The sequence below is a fragment of the Flavobacterium psychrotrophum genome, from assembly GCF_003403075.1.
In the GTDB taxonomy this organism is placed as follows: Bacteria; Bacteroidota; Bacteroidia; order Flavobacteriales; family Flavobacteriaceae; genus Flavobacterium; species Flavobacterium psychrotrophum.
This window is the reverse complement of record NZ_CP031557.1, coordinates 3471252-3495385: the sequence shown is the minus strand read 5'-3', so window position 1 is coordinate 3495385 and position 24134 is coordinate 3471252. Positions and strand designations below refer to the sequence as shown.

Genomic DNA, 24134 nt, shown 5'->3' with positions numbered 1-24134 from the left:
GTAAGCAATTGATTAAGGTAAAAATAGCCATTATTAGCGGGCTTTGCAGTAGTATAACGCAAAATTTTTTTAAATATTTTTTGTTTAAGGATTTGGAAAACTAAAAATATGTGTTACATTTGCACCCGCAATGAGCAAGTGACTTGGTCTATGGTGTAATGGTAACACAGCTGATTTTGGTTCAGTCGTTCTAGGTTCGAGTCCTAGTAGACCAACGAAAAACCTCCCAATTTGGGAGGTTTTTTTGTTTTAAGATGGTTTTGATAGTAAACGTTTGTAACAGGCATATTGTGTATAGACTCATGTCTGTAAACTTTGTAACTTTGTGGCTTAGCAACTTTGCAACTATTATAAGATTTGATCTCTAAAAACACCATTGATACCGTTTTTGAAACCGCCCGTGTAGAGGAGGTAATCGGCGATTTTGTTGTCCTGAAACGTTCGGGTACCAACATGAAAGGCCTGAGCCCGTTTAGTAACGAGCGCTCGCCATCATTCATGGTATCTCCTGTAAAACAGATATGGAAAGATTTTAGCTCGGGCAAGGGAGGCAATGCCGTGGCCTTTTTAATGGAGCACGAGCATTTTAGCTACCCCGAAGCCATACGTTACCTCGCCCGAAAATATAATATTGAGATAGAGGAGACGGAGCAAAGCGACGAGCAAAAGGAGCAGGCCAACGAACGGGAAAGTATGTACCTGGTGTCTGAATTTGCGCAGCAATATTTTCAGGATGTAATGCATAATACCGATGAGGGACGTTCTATAGGCTACAGCTATTTTAAAGAGCGTGGCTTTACAAGCGATACCATCAAAAAATGGGGTCTGGGTTATTCTCCTGAAGAATGGGATGCCTTTAGTAAACACGCCATAGGTAAAGCATATAAACTGGAGTACCTTGAAAAAACCGGTTTTACCATAGTGCGTGAAGATGGCCGCCTGGCCGACAGGTTTCGCGGGCGTGTAATGTTTCCCATACAAAGCATGAGTGGCAGGGTGCTGGGCTTTGGCGGACGTATACTGGGCAATGATAAAAAGGTTGCCAAGTACCTAAACTCCCCAGAAAGCGATATTTACCACAAGAGTAAGGTGTTGTATGGTATCTTTCATGCCAAGCAGGCCATTGCCAAAAAAGACAATTGCTACCTTGTTGAAGGTTATACCGATGTAATACAGCTGCACCAGGCCGGTATAGAAAACGTAGTGGCATCGAGCGGTACGGCGTTAACACCAGATCAAATCCGTTTAATAAGCCGCCTTACAAAAAACATTACAGTACTTTTTGATGGCGATGCAGCGGGACTTCGAGCTTCCGTGCGGGGTATTGACCTGATACTTGAAGAAGGTATGAATGTAAAGGTTTGTACTTTTCCTGACGGCGATGACCCTGATAGCTTTGCAAAGCGCACGCCGCATGATGAGCTTGTGGCCTATCTTGATAATAATGCGAAAGACTTTATACAGTTTAAGGCTTCCCTTTTAATGGATGAATCTAAAGCCGACCCTGTAAAGAAAGCCGGACTGATACGCGATATGGTGGGCAGTATTGCCAAGATACCAGACCGTATTCAGCGTGAGGTGTACATACAGGAGGTTTCACGTATTATGGACATTGGCGAGCAGGTACTGGTAAGTACGCTTGCACAGCTGGTATCTAAAGATGTAGCCGATGCTGACAAAAAGCATAAAGAAGAACGCTGGGAACAAACCATGAAGCCCGTGCAGGATGAAGAAACCCCTGCGCAGGCGCGTATTAATATACTAGACCGCTTAGAACGAAAGATCGTTGAGATCTTACTGCTTTACGGAGGTACTGAGCAGGATTTTGAAGATGTCTATATTAAGTATGATGAGTTTGGTAAAGAATTTGAGTTTACCGAAAAGAAAACCTATAAGGTATACGAACGTATTTTCCTGAACCTTCAGGAAGATGAAATCCTTTTTACAAACCCTGTCTTTAGGGATCTTTATAAGGCTATAATCGATTTTTATGTGGCCAAACAGGCTATGGTTGTAGATGAGTTCCTGAATATATTACCACAGGAGTTGCAATATGAAGCTACCGATGTTTTTATGCAGGATGAAAAATACCACCTGCATGAGTGGGAAGAAAAGCAGCAAATACCCGTTAAGAGCAAAAGCCAGTCGGTTAGTGCTTATACTACAGAACATATTATTGACTTAAGGTGGCTGCTTTTGGGACGCCTTATACAGGATCTTAAAATGCAGGTAAGCCCCGATGCAGATAATATGGAAATACTAATGAGTGTAAACGATTACAATACACTGGTTAATTACCTGTCAAGAAAAATAAACAGGCTAAGGAGTGGTTTTTATTAGGATTGCTGTGACTGTTGTTTTTTTCGAGCTGTAATTGTGAGTATAGCGCGGTATCTCATAATTTAGTTCGCTTGATTAGATTGCTTGGTCGTTCCTCCTCGCAAAGACGGTGCGTGAAGAAAGAGATCACCAATCGGGTTTGTCATTACGAGCGCAACGCAGTGAAGCGTGGTAATCTTATATTTAAGTTTGCTCATAAGGCTGGCTTCATTGTTCTTTCCTGCGATGACGATGCCTGAAGAAGGCGAATATACGATGAAATTCCTGAAGCCCCCATAAAATCAAAAACGCCCGGTGAGTAGCGGGCGTTTTGTGTCTTGTAAGGCAAACCGGAGGGCCGGTATGTAAAACGGTGTTTAGTGTAGTGTTGTACTGCGTGTAAGTAGTTTTTGTTTATACAATGTCCAGTGTTTTTGCCTTATTTACCAAGTCTACAAGGTTAGTAACATGCAGTTTGGTAAGCAGGCGGAGTTTGTAAGTACTGATGGTTTTCTCGTTGAGGTCCAGCAGCCGTGCAATTTCCTTGTTTTTCTTTCCTTCGCTAAGATAGCGCAATACTTCAATTTCCCTCGACGAAAGCTTGCGGTACAAGCGTTCGCTTTTCTTTCCTTTGTTAAGCAATGCAAGGTTCTTCTTTACCGCTTCACTAAACACTACGTCGCCTTCATTAACTTTTTTAATGGCGCTCTCCAGCTCTTCCATCTTGGCGCTTTTGTGCACATAGGCCGAAACGCCGGCTTTAAGTGCATTTGGGGCATAAATCTGTTCGGCGAGATTGGTAAATATCACGATCCTGGTTTCCGGAAATTCCTTTATCAGGTTCTTTACGCTGCTAATGCTGGTAAGTCCCTCTAATTCAAGGTCGATCACGGCTACATCCACCGTTTTTTTACTCAATACATCCAGGAGGCTCTCCAGGTTATTTACCACACCCACAAAACTAATCTGCGGATTATCGCTAAAATACGACTTCATCCCATAATGCACCACAGGATGATTATCCGCAAGGCATAATTTGATCATAATTGCGTTTTTACGGGTTTATATAGTAGTAAAGTTAGCCATTAGTTTCTTAAAGTATTGTGAATGAAAGAATTTTATTTCAATTTTAAGGGAATTTTACAAATTGGAATGGGTAGCATTTTGTGCTGGTTATTTGTATTAAATCGTTTATAGATGTCAAATACTTCTTTTTCGCGTCCGCTAAATTCAGTACTCTGTTTCCCAAAGGCATCCTGCTGCATAGCCCACTCCAGTTCTTCATAAGATGCGCCTATCTGGTCTTCATCGCTACGGTCATCGCCAAAAAGCCCATCGGTAGGTTTTGCTACTAAAATAGAGTTTGTAACGCCCAGGTGCCTGGCAAGTATGCGCACTTCGGTTTTGGTAAGGTCGGCAATAGGGCTCACATCTACGCCGCCGTCGCCATATTTAGTATAAAAGCCTACGCCAAAATCTTCCACCTTGTTTCCGGTGCCGGCTACTATAGCATTGTGTATGCCTGCAAAATAATATAGGGTTATCATGCGTATACGAGATCTGGTATTAGCCAGAGCATGGTCTGTAATGGCTTGTGTGGCGCCTTCAGGAACCTGTTCTTTAAAATGCGTAAAGGTGCTGGTAAGGTCTACATCTGCGCCAGATACGTTACTGTATTTTTCGCTAAGCCATTTAATGTGCTCCTTAGCGCGGGTTACATGGCTTTCTGCCTGGTGTATGGGCATTTCTACACATAGTGTAGGCAGGCCGGTTTGTGCGCAAAGTGTAGAGGTAAGGGCAGAGTCTATACCGCCGGAAATGCCTACAACAAATCCTTTTGATTTTGCGTTAGCTGCATATTCGCCCAGCCAGTTAACAATATGGTCGTTTATGGCCTGTGCTTCAAATTTAGGATGTATATCCATGTCTATATAAATATAAATTAATGGTTGTGCTATATTTGCCATAAAATTAGAGAATCCTGTTTAAAGAAATAAGTAATAAAACTTAAAATGAAAAAATATATACTGCTCCCGCTGCTTGCCCTGGTACTGTTTTCGTGCAAGGATGAAAACGTGGTGGAAGATAAAGTAGCTGAGGTAAAAGTGGGTACAATAAAGGTTTCGCGTTTTGATGACTTGTTCTATAATTCAAAACCCGAAGATTTGCCTGCGTTAAAAAAACAGTTCCCATACCTTTTCCCGAGGGAATACCAGGATACTACATGGATCAATAAAATTAAGACACCGCTTTTGCAGGAGTTACACGCTGAGGTAGATAAGGTATATCCTCCAAATGACAAGAAACTGGCGGGCGATATCGAAGAGCTCGTAAAGCATATAAAATATTACTACCCTAAAGCATCTGTACCACATGTGGTAACACTTATTAGTGAAATGGACTATGAGTCGAGGGCAATTTATGCGGATACGCTTGTACTGGTTTCTTTAGATCTTTACTTGGGCAATAAGCATAAGTTTTATGTGGATTTCCCGTCGTATCAGAAGCAGAATTTTGAACCCAACCAGATATTGCCTGATCTTGTTTCGGCATTTTCGCACTCTAAAATTGGCGCGTCTAAAGATTATACGTTGCTGTCATCTATGATTTATTTTGGTAAGCAGTTGTACTTAAAAGATAAGCTGATACCCGGGGTGGCAGATAATGAAAAAATAGGTTATACAAAAGAGCAGCTGAAATGGGTAAAAGAAAATGAAGCCGAAATGTGGCGCTTTTTTGTTGAGAGTAAAGCATTTTTTGATACCGACCCTAAGTTGCTGAATCGCTTTATAAACCCTGCGCCTTTCAGTAAATTTTACTTAGGTTTTGATAATGAGACACCGGGGCGCGTGGGGCAGTGGGTAGGCTGGCAAATTGTAAGGGCATACATGGAAAACAATAAAAATGTAACTTTGCAGGAGTTAATGGCGATAGATGCCAAAACTATTTTTGATAATTCTAAATACAAACCCGCAAAGTAATGGCTAAGGATACTTTAAAATCTGAAATAAAAATAATAGTAGAACTTGATGAAAACCGCGTGCCGGAAAACCTGATGTGGACTGCTCCTGATGGTGGTGTGAAAGATGAAGCCAGTAAAGCAATAATGCTTAGTGTGTGGGATAGCCCTAAACAGGAGAGTATGCGTATTGACCTTTGGACAAAAGATATGCCGGTAGACGAAATGAAGGTGTTTTTTCACCAAACGCTGGTAAGCATGAGCGAAACCTTTGAGCGTGCTACAGGCGATACCCAGATGAGTGAAACTATGAAAGACTTTTGCGACTACTTCGCAGAAAAGCTTGAGATAAAGCAAAAATAAATAGAGCGGCATTTGCCGCTCTATTTATTTTATGTGTATTCTGACGGATTAAACAAATCCCTGGTTTTTAAATATACCGTCGTTTACCTCGTCTATAAAAGCCAGTACATCTTCGCGGCCAGTTGCGGCTTCAGATGAGGTTACAAAATGCTGCGGCATTTCTTCCCATCCGTTTTCTATTACCTTTTTCTTGTAAGCAGCTACATGCTGTTGCACTTTGCTTTTGCTTATCTTGTCTGCTTTGGTAAAGATAATACAGAAAGGCACCTCTGCTTCGCCAAGGTAGTTAATAAATTCAAGGTCTATCTTTTGTGCTTCGTGGCGAATGTCAACCAGTACAAAAGCACACATTAACTGCTCTCGCCTTTCAAAATAATCGGTTATAAATTTCTGGAACGTTTCCTTGGCTGATTTAGATACGCGGGCATAACCATAGCCGGGTAAATCTACCAGGAACCAGTTCTCGTTTATCTTAAAATGGTTTATAAGTTGCGTCTTTCCGGGGCGGCCAGATGTTTTAGCAAGGCTGTTGCGCCCGGTTAGCATATTTATAAGCGATGACTTGCCTACGTTACTGCGTCCTATAAAGGCATATTCCGGTAAGGGCTCCTTGGGGCATTTACTTACGTCAGAATTGCTGACTACGAACTCGGCGGTATTTATTTTCATAGCTTATATATTAAAGTGCAAAGGTAGGTATTTTAAATTTGGCTTTAAATACCAAAAGAAAAGCCACGAATTACACAAATCTCACAATTAAATTAGTGATGATGGGTGTAATTCGTGGCTCATGTGTTTTATGCTCCACTTTTTACCACAATGGGTAAATTCTTGTGTTTAGCTTCTAGTTCTGACTTCTATTTAGCCAGTCCGGTTTTTCTTAACCACTCGTGCATAAGGCGGTTAAACTCGTCCGGATGCTCCATCATGGCAGCGTGTCCGCACTTGTCTATCCAGTACAGGCTGCTGTTTGGCAGCAGGCTGTGAAACTCTTCGGCTACATCGGGTGGTGTAACACTATCCTGTTTGCCCCAGATAATTCCGGTAGGCACGTGCATCTTTGGTAAATCCTTAGCCATGTTGTGGCGAATGGCGCTTTTGGCTATGGTAAGGGTTTTTATCAGTTTTATGCGGTCGTTGGCAACGGCATATACATCGTCTACAATTTCATCAGTAGCTATAGCGGGGTCATAAAAAACATCACCGGCTTTCTTTTTAATGTATTCGCGGTCGCCGCGGCGCGGGTAGCTGTCACCCATTGCGCTTTCATACAGGCCACTGCTACCGGTAATAACAAGGCCAAGCATTTTTTCGGGATACATTTTTGTATGGTACAGTGCTATATGGCCGCCCAGCGAGTTGCCCAGCAGTATAACGCGGTCGTACCCCTTGTAGGTTATAAAATCCTTTACCCAGCGGGCAAAAGCTTTTACATTAGTTTTTAGCAGGCTTTGTGTGTATATGGGTAACTGTGGTATTACTATTTTAAATCCGTGTTGCGGAAAATAATTAGCAACTCCGTCAAAGTTGCTTAGCCCTCCCATAAGGCCGTGTAGTATTATTATCGGGGTTCCTTCACCAGCTTCGTAGTAGTGATATTTTCCCTCGTCATGATTGCTATCCATCTGTGGCTTTAAAATCGGTTCAAACAACGCAAATATATGATATAATACCTAACAACACGTTTTGCCCTGTAATATTTGGCTTAAATTTCATATTGGCATTTCCTGCCCCGATTTTTTCTCCCACCGCCGTTTTGTTAAAATTCACACAAAATTATACTCTGATGCTAATTTTTCTTTCTTGAAAGATTGCAAATCATTTACTGAAAGTGTTGCATTATTTAAACCAAACGCATTGTAATGCTTGTGGAATATGAATTTTTAATAAGGCTCTAAGAAAATTTTAAGAGTGGTAGAAAATGGGGTGGTGGGAAGAGTGGGTTAAAACTTATCAACAAAGTGGTAGATGGTGGGAGAATATGGTAAAAATTATTTTATATTTGCTTTTGAATGACCTGAAATCTAACTGCTTGAATACCATTATAGGAACATACGAATGTAAGGCTGATAACAAGGGAAGGCTAATGCTGCCTGCTCCTTTGAAGAAGCAATTGCACGAAGGTTTGGGCGAAGGATTCGTGCTGAAGAGGTCGGTTTTTCAACAATGCCTGGAGCTTTATCCTATGGCGGAGTGGAATAAAATGATGCAAAAGATTAACAAGCTGAACCGCTTTGTTAAAAAAAATAATGATTTTATCCGTGCATTTACAGCAGGGGTAAGGGTGATAGAAATGGATGCTGCCGGAAGGCTGCTTGTGCCAAAAGACCTTGCGCTTTTTGCAGGTATTGGTAGTGAGGTAGTGCTTTCGTCTGCGGTAACAATCGTAGAGATATGGGATAAGGAGCGTTACGAAGCTTCGATCAATGTGTCTGACGAAGATTTTGCGAGCCTTGCTGAAGATGTAATGGGTAATATAATGGACGACGAAGATGGAATATCATAATCCCGTATTGTTAAAAGAAACAGTTGATGGGTTAAATATAAAGCCTGATGGGGTGTATGTAGATGTAACCTTTGGTGGTGGTGGCCACTCCCGCGAGATCATGAAGCGTTTGGGGCCAAACGGAAAGCTTTTTGCTTTTGACCAGGATGAGGATGCTCAGGCTAATGTAATAGATGACCCTCGTTTTATGCTGATACCTGAGAATTTTGGATTCATAAAAAGGTATCTGAGGTTTCATGGCGTAAAGGCGGTTGATGGCATACTTGCAGACCTTGGGGTGTCGTCACACCAGTTTGATGTTGCAGAGCGTGGTTTTAGTACCCGTTTTGATGCGGCACTCGATATGAGGATGAGTCAGAAAAATGAGCTTGATGCTTTTAAGGTGGTGAATGAATATGAAGAGAAAGACCTTAAAAGAATGTTCTTTGAATATGGTGATCTTAGAAATGCTGGTGCGCTTGCTGCCAGGATTGCAGAGGCCAGAAAAGATACCCCGATAAAAAACACAGGCGAGTTAAAAGAAGTGCTATCAAGATTTTTACCGGCTCATAAGAGTAATAAGATACTGGCGCAAATCTATCAGGCTATACGTATAGAGGTAAACCGTGAGATGGATGTGCTTAAAGATTTCCTTGAGCAGTCGCTGGAGGTGTTAAAGCCTGAAGGCAGGCTGAGTGTAATAAGTTATCATTCGCTGGAAGACAGGCTTGTAAAACGCTATATGCGAAACGGTATGTTTGAAGGGGAGCCGGAGCGTGATATGTTTGGCAGGTTTGAGGTTCCTTTTAAAAGTATCGAAAAGCTGATTATCCCAACGGATGAAGAAATAAAACAAAACAACAGGGCCCGTAGTGCTAAGCTAAGGGTGGCAGAGAAAATATAGTGATGAAAGGCGGAGTATACAGTTTATTAAAGGCAAAATATCTTGTAGACGACGGGTCTATGAAGAACTGGCGCTTTATAGTATTCCTTATACTGGTTGCGATGGTAATGATTGCCAATTCTCACAATTATGAGCAAAAGCTGTACAGGATCACGGCGCTGGAGAGTGAGATAAAATCGCTTCGTGCAGAGTTTGTAGATAGACGCAGCGAACTGATGGAATTGAAAATGGAGAGTACGGTGTCGGCAAAGATGGAGCCGAGAGGGATTTTCCCTTCGCCGGTACCGCCGAAAAAAATAGTGGTTGCAAAAGCCAAAGAGAAAAATTTTTGGGAAAAGTTATGGGAGTAGGAGCAGAAGATAAAAAGATTTCGTTCAGGATCTATATCGTGGCCTTCGCAATTTTTGTGATGGCTCTTCTTGTTTCTATAAAGCTTGCTAACATACAATGGGTAGAGGGCGATTTTTATCGCAACCTGGCCCGTCAGCGCACGGTAAAGAATGTTACCATACCTGCAAACAGGGGTAATGTGTATAGTAGCGATGGCAGTCTTTTAGCAACATCTATACCTAACTATACCATAAGGTTTGATGCTGTAGCGCCAAAGGCCGAAGATTTTAAAGAGTTTACTGAAGGGTTGTGCGACTCGCTTGAAGTAATGTTTGGTAAACCGTCTGAAGATTATTACCAACTCTTCAAAAAGGCACGTAGCCATAAAAACCGCTACATGCTGGTGGCTAAAGGGCTTACTTATACAGAGCTGCTGCGTATTAAAAGTTTCCCGCTATTTAAGCTGGGTGCTTATAAAGGAGGCATCATCACTGAGCAGAGTATAGTGCGTGAACACCCGATAGGTAAAATTGCCGAGCGTACCGTGGGGTATGAGCGTGTAGACCATGATGGCGAAATGTTATATGTAGGTATAGAGGGTGCGTATGCAGATTACCTTAAGGGTAAAGATGGCCGCCACATGATGCAGAAGATAGCAAAAAACCAGTGGAAGCCTATAAGCGATATTAATGAGCTTGATCCTGTAGACGGGCTTGATGTGGTAAGTACCATAGATGTTTACATTCAGGATATTGCGCACCACGCGTTGCTTAAGCAACTGGAGTATTATGAGGCAGACCACGGTTGTGTAGTAGTTTTAGAAACTAAAACCGGTTATGTAAAAGCCATAAGCAACCTGGGGCGTGCTACAGATGGATCTTATTATGAGACGATAAACTATGCGGTGGGCGAAAGCCAGGAGCCGGGCTCTACCTTTAAGCTTGCAGGCCTTGTGGCACTGCTTGAAGACGGTAAGGTAGATACCAGTAATGTGTATGACAGCCACGGTGGCGATATAACTATTCACGGCAAGCATGTGCGCGACTCGCACAAGGGTGGCTATGGCAAGGTATCGCTGGCAAGGGGTTTTGAGCTTTCGAGTAATACGGTACTGGTGCAGGCGGTGTATGAAAATTATAAAGATAATCCTAAGCAGTTTGTAAAGCACCTTAATGATTTTGGGCTTAACCATAGGCTGGGTGTTACCCTAAAAGGTGAAGGTGTGCCACGCATACCGCAACCGGAAGATAAATCATGGTCGCGCGTATCGTTACCATGGATGGGGTTTGGCTACGGCCTTAAGCTTACGCCGCTGCAAACATTGGCATTCTATAATGGTGTTGCTAATAATGGCGAGTTAGTGCGTCCGTTGTTTGTACAGGAAATTAAGGCTTGGGACAAAACGATAAAGAAGTTTGATAAAGAAGTTATAAATCCTAAGCTGTGCTCTCAGGAAACCATAAATAAGGTTAAGGCCGTGATGGAGAATGTGGTTAAAAAGGGTACGGGTAAAAAGCTATACTCACCTAATTTTAGCATGGCAGGTAAAACAGGTACAGCACAGGTTAATTACGGAGGTGGCAAGACAAATGGTGATATGTACTACTCGTCATCTTTTGTGGGGTATTTTCCGGCAGATGAGCCACAGTACAGTTGTATTGTAGTTATACACAAGCCGCACGTTGCAAAAGGATATTTTGGTGCAGACGTTTCGGGCCCGGTATTTCGCAGGATAGCGCAAAAGATCTTTACCGATGTGCCTTCTACCAATAAGGTAAAGCAACTGGATAAGAACATTAAAAAACAGGAACAGCTATATGCTGCTTATGACGCAAAAATAAATACAGTAAATAAAATAGTGCCTAATATAGTGGGTATGTCCGGTATGGATGCCGTGGCCCTTTTAGGTAACATGGGCTTTAAAGTACAGGTAAACGGTATGGGCAAGGTTAAAAAGCAATCGTTAAGCCCGGGACAAGCCTTTAAGAAAAACCAAATAATAACACTCGAATTATCATAATGCTGCTGCGCGATATATTATATAAAGTTTCTATAGAACAGGTTAAAGGGCCTACCGATATCGCTGTGTCTAAAATTGAGTTTGATTCGCGTGCTGTAGCAGCTGCCGATGCTTTTGTAGCCATTAAGGGTACACTAAGTGATGGACATACTTATATAGAAAAAGCAATAAGCCTTGGTGCAACAACTATAGTGTGTGAACAAATGCCGGAGGCAACAGTTGAGGGCGTAACATGTATAGTAGTAAAAAACAGCCATGCGGCACTGGCCTTTATGGCGGCTAATTATTACGGTAATCCGTCTGAAAGCTTAAAACTTGTAGGGGTAACCGGTACTAATGGTAAGACTACTATTGCTACATTATTGTACCAGTTGTTTAAAAATGCAGGTTTTAAAACCGGTTTGCTTAGTACAGTTAAGGTAATGGTAGATGAAACGGAGTATAAAGCTACGCACACCACACCAGATTCTTTGACAATAAATAAATACCTGCGCGAAATGGCCGATGCCGGTTGCGATTACTGCTTTATGGAAGTAAGCTCGCACGGCATACACCAGCACAGGACAAGCGGTTTGCTGTTTGCAGGCGGGATATTTACCAACCTGTCTCACGATCACCTTGATTACCATGCTACGTTTGCAGAGTACAGGGATGTAAAGAAATCGTTCTTTGACCATTTGCCAAAATCAGCCTTTGCATTAGTAAATGTAGATGATAAAAATGGCCTTGTAATGCTGCAGAATACGGTAGCTAAAAAGCTTACCTACGCACTTAAGACCTATGCAGATTACAGGGCGCAGATACTGGAAAACCAGCTTAGCGGCTTACTGCTTAAGATAAATGGGGAAGAAGTATGGGTAAAGCTTATAGGTTCATTTAATGCCTACAACCTGCTGGCAATTTTTGCAACGGCAGTTAACCTTGGACTTGAAGAGCGTGAAGTACTACGCCTGCTTAGCGAGCTTGAGAGCGTTAGTGGCAGGTTCCAGTTTATAGTATCGCCGGGTGGTATTACCGCTATTGTAGATTATGCACATACGCCCGATGCGCTGGAAAATGTACTGAGTACTATAGAAAACATTCGCACGCGCAATGAGCAGCTTATAACGGTAGTGGGTTGCGGCGGCGACAGGGATAAGACCAAACGCCCGGTAATGGCACACATAGCAAGCAGCATGAGCAACCGCGCCATTTTTACCAGCGATAATCCGCGCAGCGAAGTGCCTGAGGATATCTTAGAAGATATGGAGAAAGGTGTTGAGCCCCAAAACTATAAAAAAACGGTGGCAATGGTAGACCGTAAACAAGCAATAAAGCTTGCCTGCCAGCTTGCCCGCCCTAATGATATTATACTCATTGCCGGAAAAGGGCATGAAACATACCAGGAGATAAAGGGAGTGAAGCATGATTTTGATGATATGGAGATAGTGAAAGAAATTTTAAGCCAATTAAACAAATAGCGGAAATATGCTGTATTACTTATTTCAGTTTTTAGACAGACAATGGGATGTGCCGGGTACAGGAGTTTTCCAGTACATCACGTTTCGCTCGGGGTTGGCAGTAATACTGTCACTGTTGTTATCTACCATTTTTGGTAAGAGAATCATCAACTTCCTGCGCCGCCAGCAAATAGGCGAAACAGTGCGTGACCTTGGCCTTGAGGGGCAAACCCAAAAAGCAGGTACGCCTACTATGGGTGGGCTTATCATCATCTTCAGTACGCTTGTACCGGTGCTCTTGCTTGCCAAGCTTGATAATATTTACATCATGCTGCTTGTAGTTACCACCCTTTGGATGGGCACTATAGGTTTTATAGATGATTATTTAAAAATACATAAAAAAGATAAAGAGGGCCTTAAAGGTAAATTTAAGGTTGTAGGCCAGGTAGGCCTGGGTATAATAGTAGGTTATGTACTGTACTTTCACCCGGGTGTTACCATCAGGACAGATACCTCAAGGGTAGACATCTTTCAGGAAGGGCGCAACGTGATAACACAGACGCCTGCCGAAGAAAAGTCGACAGCGACTACCATTCCGTTCTTTAAAAATAATGAATTTGACTATGCTGAGGCGCTTTCCTTTATGGGAGACGGTTATGAGAAATGGGCATGGCTGATATTTATCCCTGTAGTAATATTTATCATTACGGCGGTAAGTAACGGTGCTAACCTTACCGATGGTATAGACGGCCTCGCGGCGGGTACAAGTGCCATTGCGGTGCTCACCCTCGGAATATTTGCCTTTGTATCGGGTAACATCATCTTCAGTAATTACCTGAACATAATGTACATCCCTAACTCCGGCGAAATGACGGTATATATCGCAGCTTTTGTTGGGGCACTCATTGGCTTTCTGTGGTACAATACTTATCCGGCATCGGTCTTTATGGGCGATACGGGCAGCCTTACCATAGGTGGTATTATTGCGGTACTTGCCTTGGCAGTTAGAAAAGAATTGCTGGTTCCTGTACTGTGTGGAATCTTCCTTGCAGAAAACCTTTCGGTAGTGGCACAGGTTGGTTTCTTTAAATACACCAAGAAAAAATTTGGCGAAGGCCGCAGGATATTCCTTATGGCGCCGCTGCACCACCACTACCAGAAAAAAGGCTATCACGAAAGTAAGATCGTAGCCCGCTTCTGGATCATAGGGATACTTTTAGCAATATTCTCATTAGTATCATTAAAACTGCGATAGTTATGAGGTTAGTAGTATTGGGTGGAGGAGAAAGCGGTGTAGGTACTGCTATCCTGGCAAAGAAAAAAGGGTACGATGTTTTCGTATCTGATTTCGGGAAAATAAAAAATAATTACAAAGAAGTTCTTGCACTTAATAAACTTGACTGGGAAGAAGAGCAGCACACCGAGGAAAAAATACTCAATGCTGATCTTGTAATGAAAAGCCCGGGAATACCCGATAAGTCGCCCATTGTAAAAAAGATCAGGGAAAAAGGCATTCCGGTAATATCTGAAATAGAATTTGCCAATCCTTTTAACGAGGTCGAAACCATAGGTATTACCGGTAGTAATGGCAAGACCACTACCACAATGCTTGTACACCACCTGCTAAAACAGGGCGGAATGAACGTAGGGCTTGCCGGTAACATAGGTAAAAGCTTTGCCTGGCAGGTTGCAGAAAATAAGGTTGAAGGTTATGTCTTAGAGCTGAGCAGTTTTCAGCTGGATGGCATAGTAGATTATCGCCCGCACATAGCCGTGATAACAAACATAAGCCAGGACCACCTGGACAGGTACGAATACAAGTATGAATTGTATATAGCGGCCAAGTTCAGGATCACGATGAACCAGACTAAGGAGGATTACCTGGTGTATGATGCCGACGATGAAATGATAAATGACTGGCTCAGCAAAAATAAAACCAAAGCGAAACTTATCCCTTTTTCGCTTTCAGGAAATAATAAAGAAGGGATATATGTAGAAGACGACACTATTATTAGTAATATAAAGAAACACGAATTTACCATGCCTATAAACGAACTATCTCTTGACGGGAAACACAATGTTAAAAATGCAATGGCTGCCATAGCGGTAGCACAGCTAAAAAACATAAGGAAAAATACCATCAGGGAGAGTATGTCTAACTTTCAGGGTGTGGAGCACAGGCTGGAGAAAGTGCTTAAAATACAGGGAGTGGAGTATATTAACGATAGCAAGGCTACCAATACAAACTCTACCTACTATGCACTAGATAGCATGAGCGCACCAACCGTATGGATTGTGGGCGGTGTAGATAAAGGCAACGATTATAACGAGCTTATGGGGCTGGTTAACGAAAAAGTAAAAGCCATTGTTTGTCTTGGTGTAGACAACCATAAAATTATAAGCGCCTTTGGTAATGTGGTAGATGTGCTGGTTGAAGCAACCAGTATGACAGAAGCTGTTATAGCGGCATCTAAACTGGCAGAAAAAGGCGACACGGTGTTGCTTTCGCCATGTTGTGCAAGTTTTGACCTTTTTGAAAGCTACGAAGACCGAGGCAAGCAGTTTAAGGCTGCTGTACAAAATTTATAGAATAGTCTTAAAGTCGAAAGTCATAAAGACAAAAGAATAGAAAATGAAAGAATTAATCACAAACCTGAAAGGAGACAAAGGCATCTGGTCATTCGTGATGCTGCTTGCCCTTATATCGTTTATGCCGGTTTTTAGCGCAAGCTCTAACCTGGTGTATGTTATTGGCAAGGGGTCTACTATAGGGTATTTGGTTAAGCACCTCGTTCATATCTTTATTGGTTTTGGGCTTATATACATGGTGCATAAGGTGCCATACCACTACTACCGCGGGCTTTCGCAGCTGCTGTTACCGGTGGTTGCGCTGCTTCTTGTGTATACCTTTTTTCAGGGTACGGTTATCGATGGGGCTAATGCCAGCCGCTGGATAAAGGTGCCGTTTATAGGCGTTACCTTCCAGACTTCGGCACTGGCCATGATTGTACTTATGGTATATGTAGCGCGCTACCTTGCAAAAAACGAAGGTAAGGAGTGGGATTTTAAAGCTTCGGTTATAGAGCTATGGGGGCCGGTATTTATTATACTGGCACTTATATTACCGGCTAACTTTAGTACAGCGGCGCTTATCTTTAGTATGGTAAGCATGCTGGTTTTTGTAGGCGGTTATCCTATGCGTTACTTGGGTGTTATTGTTGGTGTGGGTATAACCATGCTGGTATTGTTTGTATCGTTTGCTATGGCGTTCCCTAAAGCGATGCCGAACAGGGTACACACCTGGATGAACCGTATAGAACGTTTTACATCTGATGAGCCTAACGAGGACGATTACCAGATAGAAAAAGCCAAAATAGCTATTGCAACAGGTCAGGTTTATGGCCTTGGTCCGGGCAAAAGCGTTCAGAAGAACTTCCTGCCGCAATCGTCGTCAGATTTTATCTTCGCGATCATTGTAGAAGAGTATGGTTTACTGGGAGGGCTTGTAGTGCTGTTTATGTACCTCATGTTGTTTTTCAGGTTTCTGGTTTCGGCACATAAAGCAAAGTCCATGTTTGGTAAGCTGCTTATTGTGGGGCTCGGTTTCCCGATAATATTTCAGGCGCTTATCAATATGGGGGTAGCTACAGAGTTGCTTCCGGTAACGGGACAAACCTTGCCACTTATAAGTAGTGGTGGTAGTAGTATCTGGATGACGTGTATATCTATAGGCATCATCATTAGTGTTACTAAAAAAGAAGAAGAAGTAGCGCAGGAGCTTCAGGAGAAAGAAGACCGTGAAGCCGCCCTGCAACAATTGATAGATGAACACATCCTTCGCGAAAAACAACGCGAGGAAGCAGAAGCTCTGGGCATAGCAGAACCGGCAGCTTATTCTATAGAAGACGCAGCTAACCCTATGCGGGCGGTAATGGGAAAATAGATTTTTTGATAAAACAGTTAGAAAAAAGATAATAGATAATAGACCTGTGTAGCTAAACTTTGAAAATTTGCTGCTCAGTTACTTTGCAAATCATGGGAAACAAAAAATTCATATTAAGCGGTGGTGGTACAGGCGGGCATATTTACCCGGCGGTGGCTATTGCTAATGAGCTTAAAGTTCGTTTTCCTGATAGTGAGATACTATTTGTAGGGGCCAGCGATAAAATGGAGATGCAAAAGGTGCCGCAGGCCGGTTACAAGATAGAGGGTTTGTGGATAGCGGGCATACAACGCAGAATTACATTAGATAATGCCATGTTTCCGCTTAAGCTGGTAAGCAGCCTTATAAAATCGAGAAAGATTGTAAAAGCATTTAAACCCGATGTGGTTATAGGCACAGGCGGTTTTGCCAGCGGTCCGTTACTAAGGGCAGCAGCAGGCATGGGAGTGCCAACAGTTATACAGGAGCAAAACTCGTATCCGGGCATTACCAACAAGTGGCTGTCTAAATTCGCAAAGAAAATATGCGTTGCTTATGATAACCTTGAACGTTTTTTTCCGGCATCAAAACTCGTTTTTACGGGTAACCCTGTAAGGCAGGATTTGATGGATACTGAGGGTAAAAGAGAAGAAGGTATAGCACGTTTTGGGCTCGACCCGAATAAAAAAACACTACTGGTACTGGGTGGCAGCCTTGGCTCGCGCCGCATTAACCAGCTTATTGCAAAAGAGCTTACATGGCTACAGGCGCAGGATGTACAAATCATCTGGCAGTGTGGTAAGTTCTATTTTGAAGAATACCGTCACCACGGCGATAAAGATGGAATCCAGGTGTTGTCTTTTATAGACCGGATGGATCTGGTATATGCCGCGGCAGACATCGTGATTTCAAGGGCAGGCGCGTCATCGGTTTCAGAATTGTGCATTGTGGGTAAGCCAACACTGTTTATCCCGTCGCCCAATGTAGCCGAAGACCACCAGACAAAAAATGCAGATGCCATTGTAAACAAAGGCGGGGCATTAATGCTTAAGGAGTCGCAACTGGATACGCAGTTCCAGCCGCTTTTTGGCGATTTGATCGCTAACGAAGAAAAGCAGCAAAAACTGGGAGAGAATATGAAAAAGCTGGCAAAGGTAAATGCCACAAATGATATAGTTGAAGAGATTGTAAAGCTGCTGAAAAAGTAGCAAAGTCTCAAAGTCTCAAAGTATGGAACTAGAAAAAATACATAACGTCTATTTTATTGGTATCGGTGGCATCGGCATGAGTGCCCTGGCACGCTATTTTACCTTCATTGGTAAAAATGTAGCCGGGTATGATAAAACACCCACCCATCTTACCGATGAGTTAAAGGCAGAAGGTATCAGTATCCATTTTGACGATAAGGTAGAGCTTATAGGGCTTCCATTCCTTGATAAAGAAAATACGCTGGTTGTTGTAACCCCGGCCGTACCTAAAAACCACCTGCAATGGAACTATTTCCTGCAAAATGGCTTTGAGGTTAAAAAGCGTGCAGAAGTGCTTGGTATCATTACAAAAGGTACTTTTTGCTTTGCGGTAGCTGGCACACACGGTAAGACTACCACAAGCAGCATACTGGGGCATATACTACACCAAAGCGGCGTAGATGTTACAGCGTTTTTAGGTGGTATTGTAGAAGGTTATAATACAAACCTTATAGGTAGCGGCAAGACGGTGACCGTAGCAGAGGCTGATGAATTTGACCGTTCGTTTTTGCACCTGCACCCGGATATTGCCTGCATCACATCAATGGATGCAGACCATTTAGATATTTATGGCGATACAGCTTCGATAGAGGCATCGTTCAGGGAATTTGCAGATAAGGTAGAAGATAAAAAACAGTTGTTTGTAGTAGATGGCCTTCCGTTAAATGGTGTAACTGTTGGCGTGGGTAAAGGGCAATTCTCAGCACAAAACATCCGTATAGATAATGGATGGTATGTGTTTGATGTAGCCACTCCGGATGATACAATAACTGATATAAGGTTTGGGCTTCCGGGCCACCATAACCTTACTAATGCCACACTGGCGTTAGCTATGGCTAAGACCTACGGTCTTGAAGGCGATGCTATAAAAGCGGCGCTGGAAAGCTTTCAGGGAGTAAGGCGCAGGTTTAGTTACCAGATCAAAGAAAAAGAGCTGGTGTATATAGATGACTATGCACACCATCCTACAGAGATAGACGCGGTGTACCAGGCGGTAAGCGAGTTGTACCCTGATGAAAAGGTGCTGGCGGTTTTTCAGCCGCATTTGTTTAGCCGCACCCGCGATTTTGCCGAAGGTTTTGCAAAGAGCCTGGGTAAGTTTGAAAATATAGTGTTGCTGGATATTTATCCGGCAAGGGAGCAGCCCATTGAGGGCATTACCAGCCAGTGGCTGCTGGATATGATAGAGAACCCGAGCAAAAAACTGGTAAGTAAAGAGCATTTGCTGCCACTTTTAAAAGGTAGCGATGCTACGGTATTTATAACCATAGGGGCGGGCGATATAGGAGAGATGGTTCCTGAAATTAAAGCGGTATTAAATGAAAAATTTTAACTGGACAAACATTCGCCTTTTCCTGATTGTAGGAGTAGCAGTTTTCCTGTACTCTTTTTCGGGCATACGCAATGAGGGAAGAAAGATAAAACAGGCAGAGGTTGTGTTTGTAGATAATGAGAATTTTATTACAAAGAAGGACGTTAATAAGTTGTTGAAACAAAATTTTGACACAGTTACGGGCATAAAGAAAGTTCAGCTAGATTTGAATAAGGTGGAAAAAAGTATCGACACAAATCCTATGGTCGACAAGGCAGAGGTTTACGCTACAATCGACGGTAAACTTACAGCCATTGTTGTCCAGAAAAAGCCTGTAGCCAGAATTTTCAGCGGTTCTAAATCGTACTATCTAGATTATAAAGGGAATGAAATGCCTCTTAGCGAAAGCGAAACGGCACGGGTTCCGCTTGTGTCCGGTAGCATCGACAGAACGGATAAAAAAAGACTGAGCGAGTTGCTGAATTATATTTATGATGACGATTTTTTAAAGAAGAATATCACCGGCCTGGCCGTTATGCCTTGGGGAGACATAATGATGGATATACGGGGTTATGACTTTGAGGTTGTCTTTGGAAAACCGATAAATATCGACAGGAAGTTTAAAAATTACAAGGCGTTTTTGCAGGACGCGATTAAGGATACGTTGACAGAAAATTACAAAACAATTAACCTGAAGTTTACGCAACAGGTGGTGGGCACCAAAAAATGAAGCATATGGAAAGAGAGAGCATTGCAGTAGGACTGGATATCGGAACGACAAAGATTGTTGTGATGATAGGCAAGAAAAATGAGTACGGCAAGCTGGAGATCCTTGGTATAGGGAAATCTAAAAGCCTGGGTGTGGCCAGGGGTGTGGTAAATAACATTACCCAAACCATACAAAGCATACAGCAGGCCATACAGGAGGCAGAAACAAACAGCGGTTACCGTATTAATGATGTGGTGGTGGGTATAGCCGGCCAGCACATACGCAGTATACAGCACAGCGATTACATAAGCAGGAACAATCCTGAAGAGGTAATTGGCGATGCTGATATTGATATGCTTATAAACCAGGTGCACAAACTTGCAATGCTGCCGGGTGAAGAAATTATACATGTACTCCCGCAGGAGTTTAAAATAGACGGACAAAACGAAATTAAAGAACCAATAGGCATGTATGGCGGCAGGCTTGAGAGCAGCTTCCACGTAGTAGTGGGGCAGGCTTCATCCATCCGTAACGTGGGCCGTTGCATCAAAAGTTCAGGCTTAGACCTTTCTGGCCTTACGCTGGAGCCATTGGCATCTGCCGATGCTGTACTTAGCCAGGAAGAAAAAGAGGCTGGTGTAGCGCTTATCGACATAGGTGGTGGTACTACAGACCTTGCTATTTTTAAAGATGGCATCATTCGCCATACAGCAGTAATTCCTTTTGGTGGTAATGTAATTACCGAAGATATTAAAGAGGGCTGCTCTATTATTGAAAAGCAGGCTGAACTTTTAAAAGTAAAATTTGGTTCTGCATGGCCAGGTGAAAACAAAGACAACGAAATTGTTTCAATTCCGGGTCTTCGCGGTCGCGAGCCAAAAGAGATATCGCTTAAAAACCTTTCTAAGATCATCCATGCACGCGTGGTAGAGATCATAGAGCAGGTATTTGCTGAAATTAAAGCATACGGGCATGAAGACCCGCGCAAAAAACTTATAGCAGGTATTGTACTTACAGGTGGTGGTGCAGAGCTTAAGCACATAAAGCAACTTGTAGAATACATTACCGGTATGGATACCCGTATAGGTTATCCTAACGAGCACCTTGCGGGCGCATCGGGCGAAGAAATTTCAAGCCCGTTATTTGCTACGGCAGTAGGTCTTGTAATGAACAGCCTGCGCAACAATACCCTTAGCGCTACGCCAATGGTAGAATTGCAAAAACCGGTTTACCAGGCACCTGTAAGGCAGCAGCCTCAGCCTGTAGTTAATGCGGTTGTGGCTGAGCCGGTGGCCCCGGTAGCTGAACCTGAACTTGAAACTGTAGCGGTGGCAAGGGAAACAGAAAGGGCATCTGAATCTACTGAAAAGAAGGTAAAGAGGTCGTTTTTTGACAAGTATATAGATAAGATTAAAGATTTTTTAGATAACGCAGAATAAAACCCGTTGATTATGATGAACGCAGAATTTGGAAGTATTTCGTTTGACCTGCCTAAGAACCAGTCAAACGTGATCAAAGTTATTGGTGTAGGCGGTGGCGGTAGCAACGCGATAAACCACATGTTTAAGCAGGGAATTAAAGGCGTAGATTTTGTTATATGCAATACAGACAGCCAGGCGCTGCAAAACAGCCCGGTTCCAAATAAAATTCAATTGGGGGTTAACCTTACAGAAGGCCTTGGCGCAGGTGCCAATCCTGAAGTAGGGCAACAATCTGCACTTGAAAGTATAGACGATATAGAGAAAATGCTTGATACCAATACCAAGATGTTATTTATAACAGCAGGTATGGGTGGTGGTACCGGTACCGGTGCCGCACCGGTAATTGCACAGCTGGCCAGGGAGCGCGATATCCTTACAGTGGGCATTGTAACTATTCCTTTCCAGTTTGAGGGCAAGGTACGTGGCGAGCAGGCATTGCTGGGTGTAGAACGCCTACGCAAGCAGGTAGACTCTCTTATTGTTATCAATAATAACAAGCTTAGGGAAGTGTATGGTAACCTTGGCTTTAAAGCCGGTTTCTCTAAAGCAGATGAAGTGTTGGCAACGGCCTCTCGTGGTATTGCAGAGGTTATTACACACCACTACACACAAAACATCGACTTAAAAGATGCCAAGACCGTACTAAGCAACAGTGGTACTGCTATAATGGGTAGTGCACTGTCTAACGGAGAAAGCCGTGCTAAAGATGCTATTGTATCTGCACTGGACAGCCCGTTGCTTAACGATAATAAAATTACAGGTGCTAAAAACGTACTATTGCTTATCGTATCTGGTACTACAGAGATCACTATTGACGAGATAGGCGAGATCAACGACCATATACAAAGCGAAGCAGGCCACAACGCAAACATCATTATGGGTGTTGGCGAAGATGAAAGCCTTGGCGATGCCGTAGCGGTAACCATTATTGCTACAGGCTTTAACGTAGAGCAGCAAAACGAAATAGTTAATACTGAACCTAAAAAGATCGTTCACGCCCTGGAGGAAGACCAGAAAATGGTGCGCGACCTTACACAAAGGCCAATAGTTCCGTCTTTTGATTTTTCAGCTCCGTCAGAGCCGAAAACAGAAGTGAGGGTGGAGCCGGTTGTTGAAGAAAAAATCGTGTTTTCGCTTGAGGAGGAGGTTGAGGAAAAAAAGCCGGTAGCTGAAGTTGAGGTTCTGCCCACTTCAGACTACATTAACAACCTTGACGTGTTTTTTGAGATCGTAGCCCCGGTAATAGAAACGCTTGCCCCTGTTACTTATGTTGCCCCTGTGGTAAAAGATATAAGGGATATCGTAGTTATAGATCCTGAGTTTGTAATTGTAGAGAAAAAAGAGGAGCAGTTTGCATTTTCTTTTGACCTTTCGGCAGATAATGCACGCAGCGAAGAGAAATTGCTGTTTACGCTTAATGACGAAATGCGCGACATTACAGTTAAAGAGCCTGTACAGGTAGTACCGGTTACAGAGCTTAATGAAACAGGCGTTATACGTTACTCTCTTGAAGATTACCTTGAAAAAGAGAATGAACTGCTTAACTCTAAGCCTGCGGCTAAAATGCCTGAGCCTATAGAAGAAGCGCTTAACTTTACCTTTAGGGATACTCTTGCACCGGCAACGCCTGCTGCACCGGTTACACCTAAGGCAGAGGAGCCTGTAGTACAGCAGCCACGTATGGAGCAGCCACAAGCAGTACCGCAACCGGCAAGGTTTACACCTATGGTAGATGAGGCTTCTCCGGTAGAGCTTACCATTGAGGAAACGCTAAGGATGAGGGCTGAAGAGCGTAGAAGGAAAATGAAGGAGTTTAACTATAAATTCCACAACAATTCAGCAAAAATTGATGAGTATGAAAAGGAGCCTGCCTACAAAAGGATGGGGATAGACCTGCATGACTCACGTACTGATAACAGTAAATCGCGCCTTTCATTAGGGACGGATAGCAATAACGACCTGCAATTAAGGTCGAACAATTCTTTCCTGCATGATAACGTAGATTAACTAATCCAAATGTGAACCTTAACCCGAAAATATCATGATATTTTCGGGTTATTTTTTTTATCTTCGTGCCACATTTTAAATCACTGCTTATGAGTTTGCAAACACAGATCATGGATGCTATGAAAACAGCCATGAAAGAAAAAGATACCGTTGCCCTGGAGTCATTAAGGGCTATTAAATCAGCAATACTACTGGCACAGACAGAAAGTGGAGCGAAAGAAGAAATATCTGAGGAAGAAGAAATAAAACTGCTTCAAAGGCTTGTAAAACAGCGTAAAGACAGTGCTGCTATATACATACAACAAAACAGGCAGGACCTGGCTGACCCGGAAATTGCACAGGCTGCCGTGATAGAAAAGTTCCTTCCGGCACAGCTTTCTGAAGAGGAAGTTGAGGCGGTTATCAGGAAAATCATTGCTGAGAATAACTTTAGCGGCATGGCCGATATGGGTAAAGTTATGGGCATAGCCAGCAAAGAACTTGCAGGCAGCGCCGATGGTAAAACCATATCTACACTTGTTAAGAAGAGTCTGGCTTAGTTTAAAGTTTCAGGTTTAAAGTTTTTGAAAGTTCGAGATTTGTATCGTACAGTTTTTCGATTGAGTAAGTAACTTTAAACCTGAAACCTGAAACAAAA

General features: G+C 42.9%; 21 protein-coding genes and 1 tRNA gene. 18 read left to right on the top strand and 4 right to left on the bottom strand.

Annotated features, from left to right (window positions below; genetic code table 11):
* Window positions 1-144: 144 nt before the first annotated feature.
* Window positions 145-215: transfer RNA gene (locus DYH63_RS14995), tRNA-Gln, on the top strand.
* 142 nt (window positions 216-357) lie between these two features.
* On the top strand, window positions 358-2340 hold the full coding sequence (gene dnaG / locus DYH63_RS14990) for a DNA primase (protein WP_116789561.1): 1983 nt from the start codon (window positions 358-360) through the stop codon (window positions 2338-2340).
* Between the two features lie 393 nt (window positions 2341-2733).
* Here the strand turns inward: dnaG and DYH63_RS14985 are convergent, their stop codons facing one another.
* Window positions 2734-3363, bottom strand: coding sequence for a response regulator transcription factor (locus tag DYH63_RS14985; protein WP_116789560.1), 630 nt, complete (start codon window positions 3361-3363; stop codon window positions 2734-2736).
* 74 nt (window positions 3364-3437) lie between these two features.
* A complete protein-coding gene (gene nadE, locus DYH63_RS14980; RefSeq protein WP_116790862.1) occupies window positions 3438-4244 on the bottom strand; it encodes an NAD(+) synthase in 807 nt (268 codons plus the stop codon).
* Window positions 4245-4331: 87 nt separating this feature from the next.
* On the opposite strand from nadE, the gene gldB reads away from it, so the two are divergent.
* Complete coding sequence (gene gldB, locus DYH63_RS14975; protein WP_116789559.1) at window positions 4332-5300, top strand: gliding motility lipoprotein GldB; 969 nt, start codon at window positions 4332-4334, stop codon at window positions 5298-5300.
* Window positions 5300-5641: a gliding motility protein GldC gene (gldC, locus tag DYH63_RS14970; RefSeq protein WP_116789558.1), complete on the top strand. Its 342-nt coding sequence runs from the start codon at window positions 5300-5302 to the stop codon at window positions 5639-5641. The genes gldB and gldC overlap by 1 nt, the downstream gene beginning before the upstream one ends.
* Window positions 5642-5689: 48 nt before the next feature.
* Here gldC and yihA read toward each other — a convergent pair whose 3' ends face one another.
* Entirely contained in the window at window positions 5690-6310 is a 621-nt protein-coding gene (gene yihA / locus DYH63_RS14965; protein ID WP_116789557.1) for a ribosome biogenesis GTP-binding protein YihA/YsxC, read from the bottom strand.
* 188 nt (window positions 6311-6498) lie between these two features.
* Window positions 6499-7266, bottom strand: a complete 768-nt coding sequence (locus DYH63_RS14960; RefSeq protein ID WP_116789556.1) for an alpha/beta fold hydrolase — start codon at window positions 7264-7266, stop codon at window positions 6499-6501.
* A 407-nt stretch (window positions 7267-7673) separates the two neighbouring features.
* On the opposite strand from DYH63_RS14960, the gene mraZ reads away from it, so the two are divergent.
* From mraZ to DYH63_RS14890, 14 genes are all read left to right on the top strand, one after another.
* A complete protein-coding gene (mraZ, locus tag DYH63_RS14955; protein ID WP_116790861.1) occupies window positions 7674-8147 on the top strand; it encodes a division/cell wall cluster transcriptional repressor MraZ in 474 nt (157 codons plus the stop codon).
* A complete protein-coding gene (rsmH, locus tag DYH63_RS14950; RefSeq protein WP_116789555.1) occupies window positions 8134-9030 on the top strand; it encodes a 16S rRNA (cytosine(1402)-N(4))-methyltransferase RsmH in 897 nt (298 codons plus the stop codon). Before mraZ ends, rsmH begins: the two co-directional genes overlap by 14 nt.
* A gap of 2 nt (window positions 9031-9032) precedes the next feature.
* Entirely contained in the window at window positions 9033-9380 is a 348-nt protein-coding gene (locus DYH63_RS14945) for an FtsL-like putative cell division protein (protein ID WP_116789554.1), read from the top strand.
* Window positions 9371-11380 carry a PASTA domain-containing penicillin-binding protein gene (locus tag DYH63_RS14940; protein ID WP_116789553.1) on the top strand — a complete coding sequence of 670 codons (2010 nt, stop codon included), beginning with the start codon at window positions 9371-9373 and terminating at the stop codon, window positions 11378-11380. The genes DYH63_RS14945 and DYH63_RS14940 overlap by 10 nt, the downstream gene beginning before the upstream one ends.
* Complete coding sequence (locus tag DYH63_RS14935; protein ID WP_116789552.1) at window positions 11377-12840, top strand: UDP-N-acetylmuramoyl-L-alanyl-D-glutamate--2,6-diaminopimelate ligase; 1464 nt, start codon at window positions 11377-11379, stop codon at window positions 12838-12840. The genes DYH63_RS14940 and DYH63_RS14935 overlap by 4 nt, the downstream gene beginning before the upstream one ends.
* A gap of 7 nt (window positions 12841-12847) precedes the next feature.
* Complete coding sequence (mraY, locus tag DYH63_RS14930) at window positions 12848-14074, top strand: phospho-N-acetylmuramoyl-pentapeptide-transferase (RefSeq protein ID WP_116789551.1); 1227 nt, start codon at window positions 12848-12850, stop codon at window positions 14072-14074.
* A gap of 2 nt (window positions 14075-14076) precedes the next feature.
* Window positions 14077-15408 carry a UDP-N-acetylmuramoyl-L-alanine--D-glutamate ligase gene (murD, locus tag DYH63_RS14925; RefSeq protein ID WP_116789550.1) on the top strand — a complete coding sequence of 444 codons (1332 nt, stop codon included), beginning with the start codon at window positions 14077-14079 and terminating at the stop codon, window positions 15406-15408.
* Window positions 15409-15451: 43 nt separating this feature from the next.
* Entirely contained in the window at window positions 15452-16762 is a 1311-nt protein-coding gene (locus DYH63_RS14920) for an FtsW/RodA/SpoVE family cell cycle protein (protein WP_116789549.1), read from the top strand.
* Between the two features lie 92 nt (window positions 16763-16854).
* On the top strand, window positions 16855-17949 hold the full coding sequence (murG, locus tag DYH63_RS14915) for an undecaprenyldiphospho-muramoylpentapeptide beta-N-acetylglucosaminyltransferase (protein WP_116789548.1): 1095 nt from the start codon (window positions 16855-16857) through the stop codon (window positions 17947-17949).
* A gap of 22 nt (window positions 17950-17971) precedes the next feature.
* Entirely contained in the window at window positions 17972-19321 is a 1350-nt protein-coding gene (murC, locus tag DYH63_RS14910; protein ID WP_116789547.1) for a UDP-N-acetylmuramate--L-alanine ligase, read from the top strand.
* Window positions 19308-20030: a cell division protein FtsQ/DivIB gene (locus DYH63_RS14905; protein WP_116789546.1), complete on the top strand. Its 723-nt coding sequence runs from the start codon at window positions 19308-19310 to the stop codon at window positions 20028-20030. The genes murC and DYH63_RS14905 overlap by 14 nt, the downstream gene beginning before the upstream one ends.
* Window positions 20031-20035: 5 nt before the next feature.
* Window positions 20036-21448 (top strand): cell division protein FtsA, encoded by a 1413-nt coding sequence (gene ftsA, locus DYH63_RS14900; protein WP_116790860.1) that lies wholly within the window; start codon window positions 20036-20038, stop codon window positions 21446-21448.
* A gap of 12 nt (window positions 21449-21460) precedes the next feature.
* Window positions 21461-23497 (top strand): cell division protein FtsZ, encoded by a 2037-nt coding sequence (gene ftsZ / locus DYH63_RS14895; protein ID WP_116789545.1) that lies wholly within the window; start codon window positions 21461-21463, stop codon window positions 23495-23497.
* A gap of 89 nt (window positions 23498-23586) precedes the next feature.
* Complete coding sequence (locus DYH63_RS14890) at window positions 23587-24036, top strand: GatB/YqeY domain-containing protein (protein WP_116789544.1); 450 nt, start codon at window positions 23587-23589, stop codon at window positions 24034-24036.
* The last annotated feature ends 98 nt before the right edge of the window (window positions 24037-24134 follow it).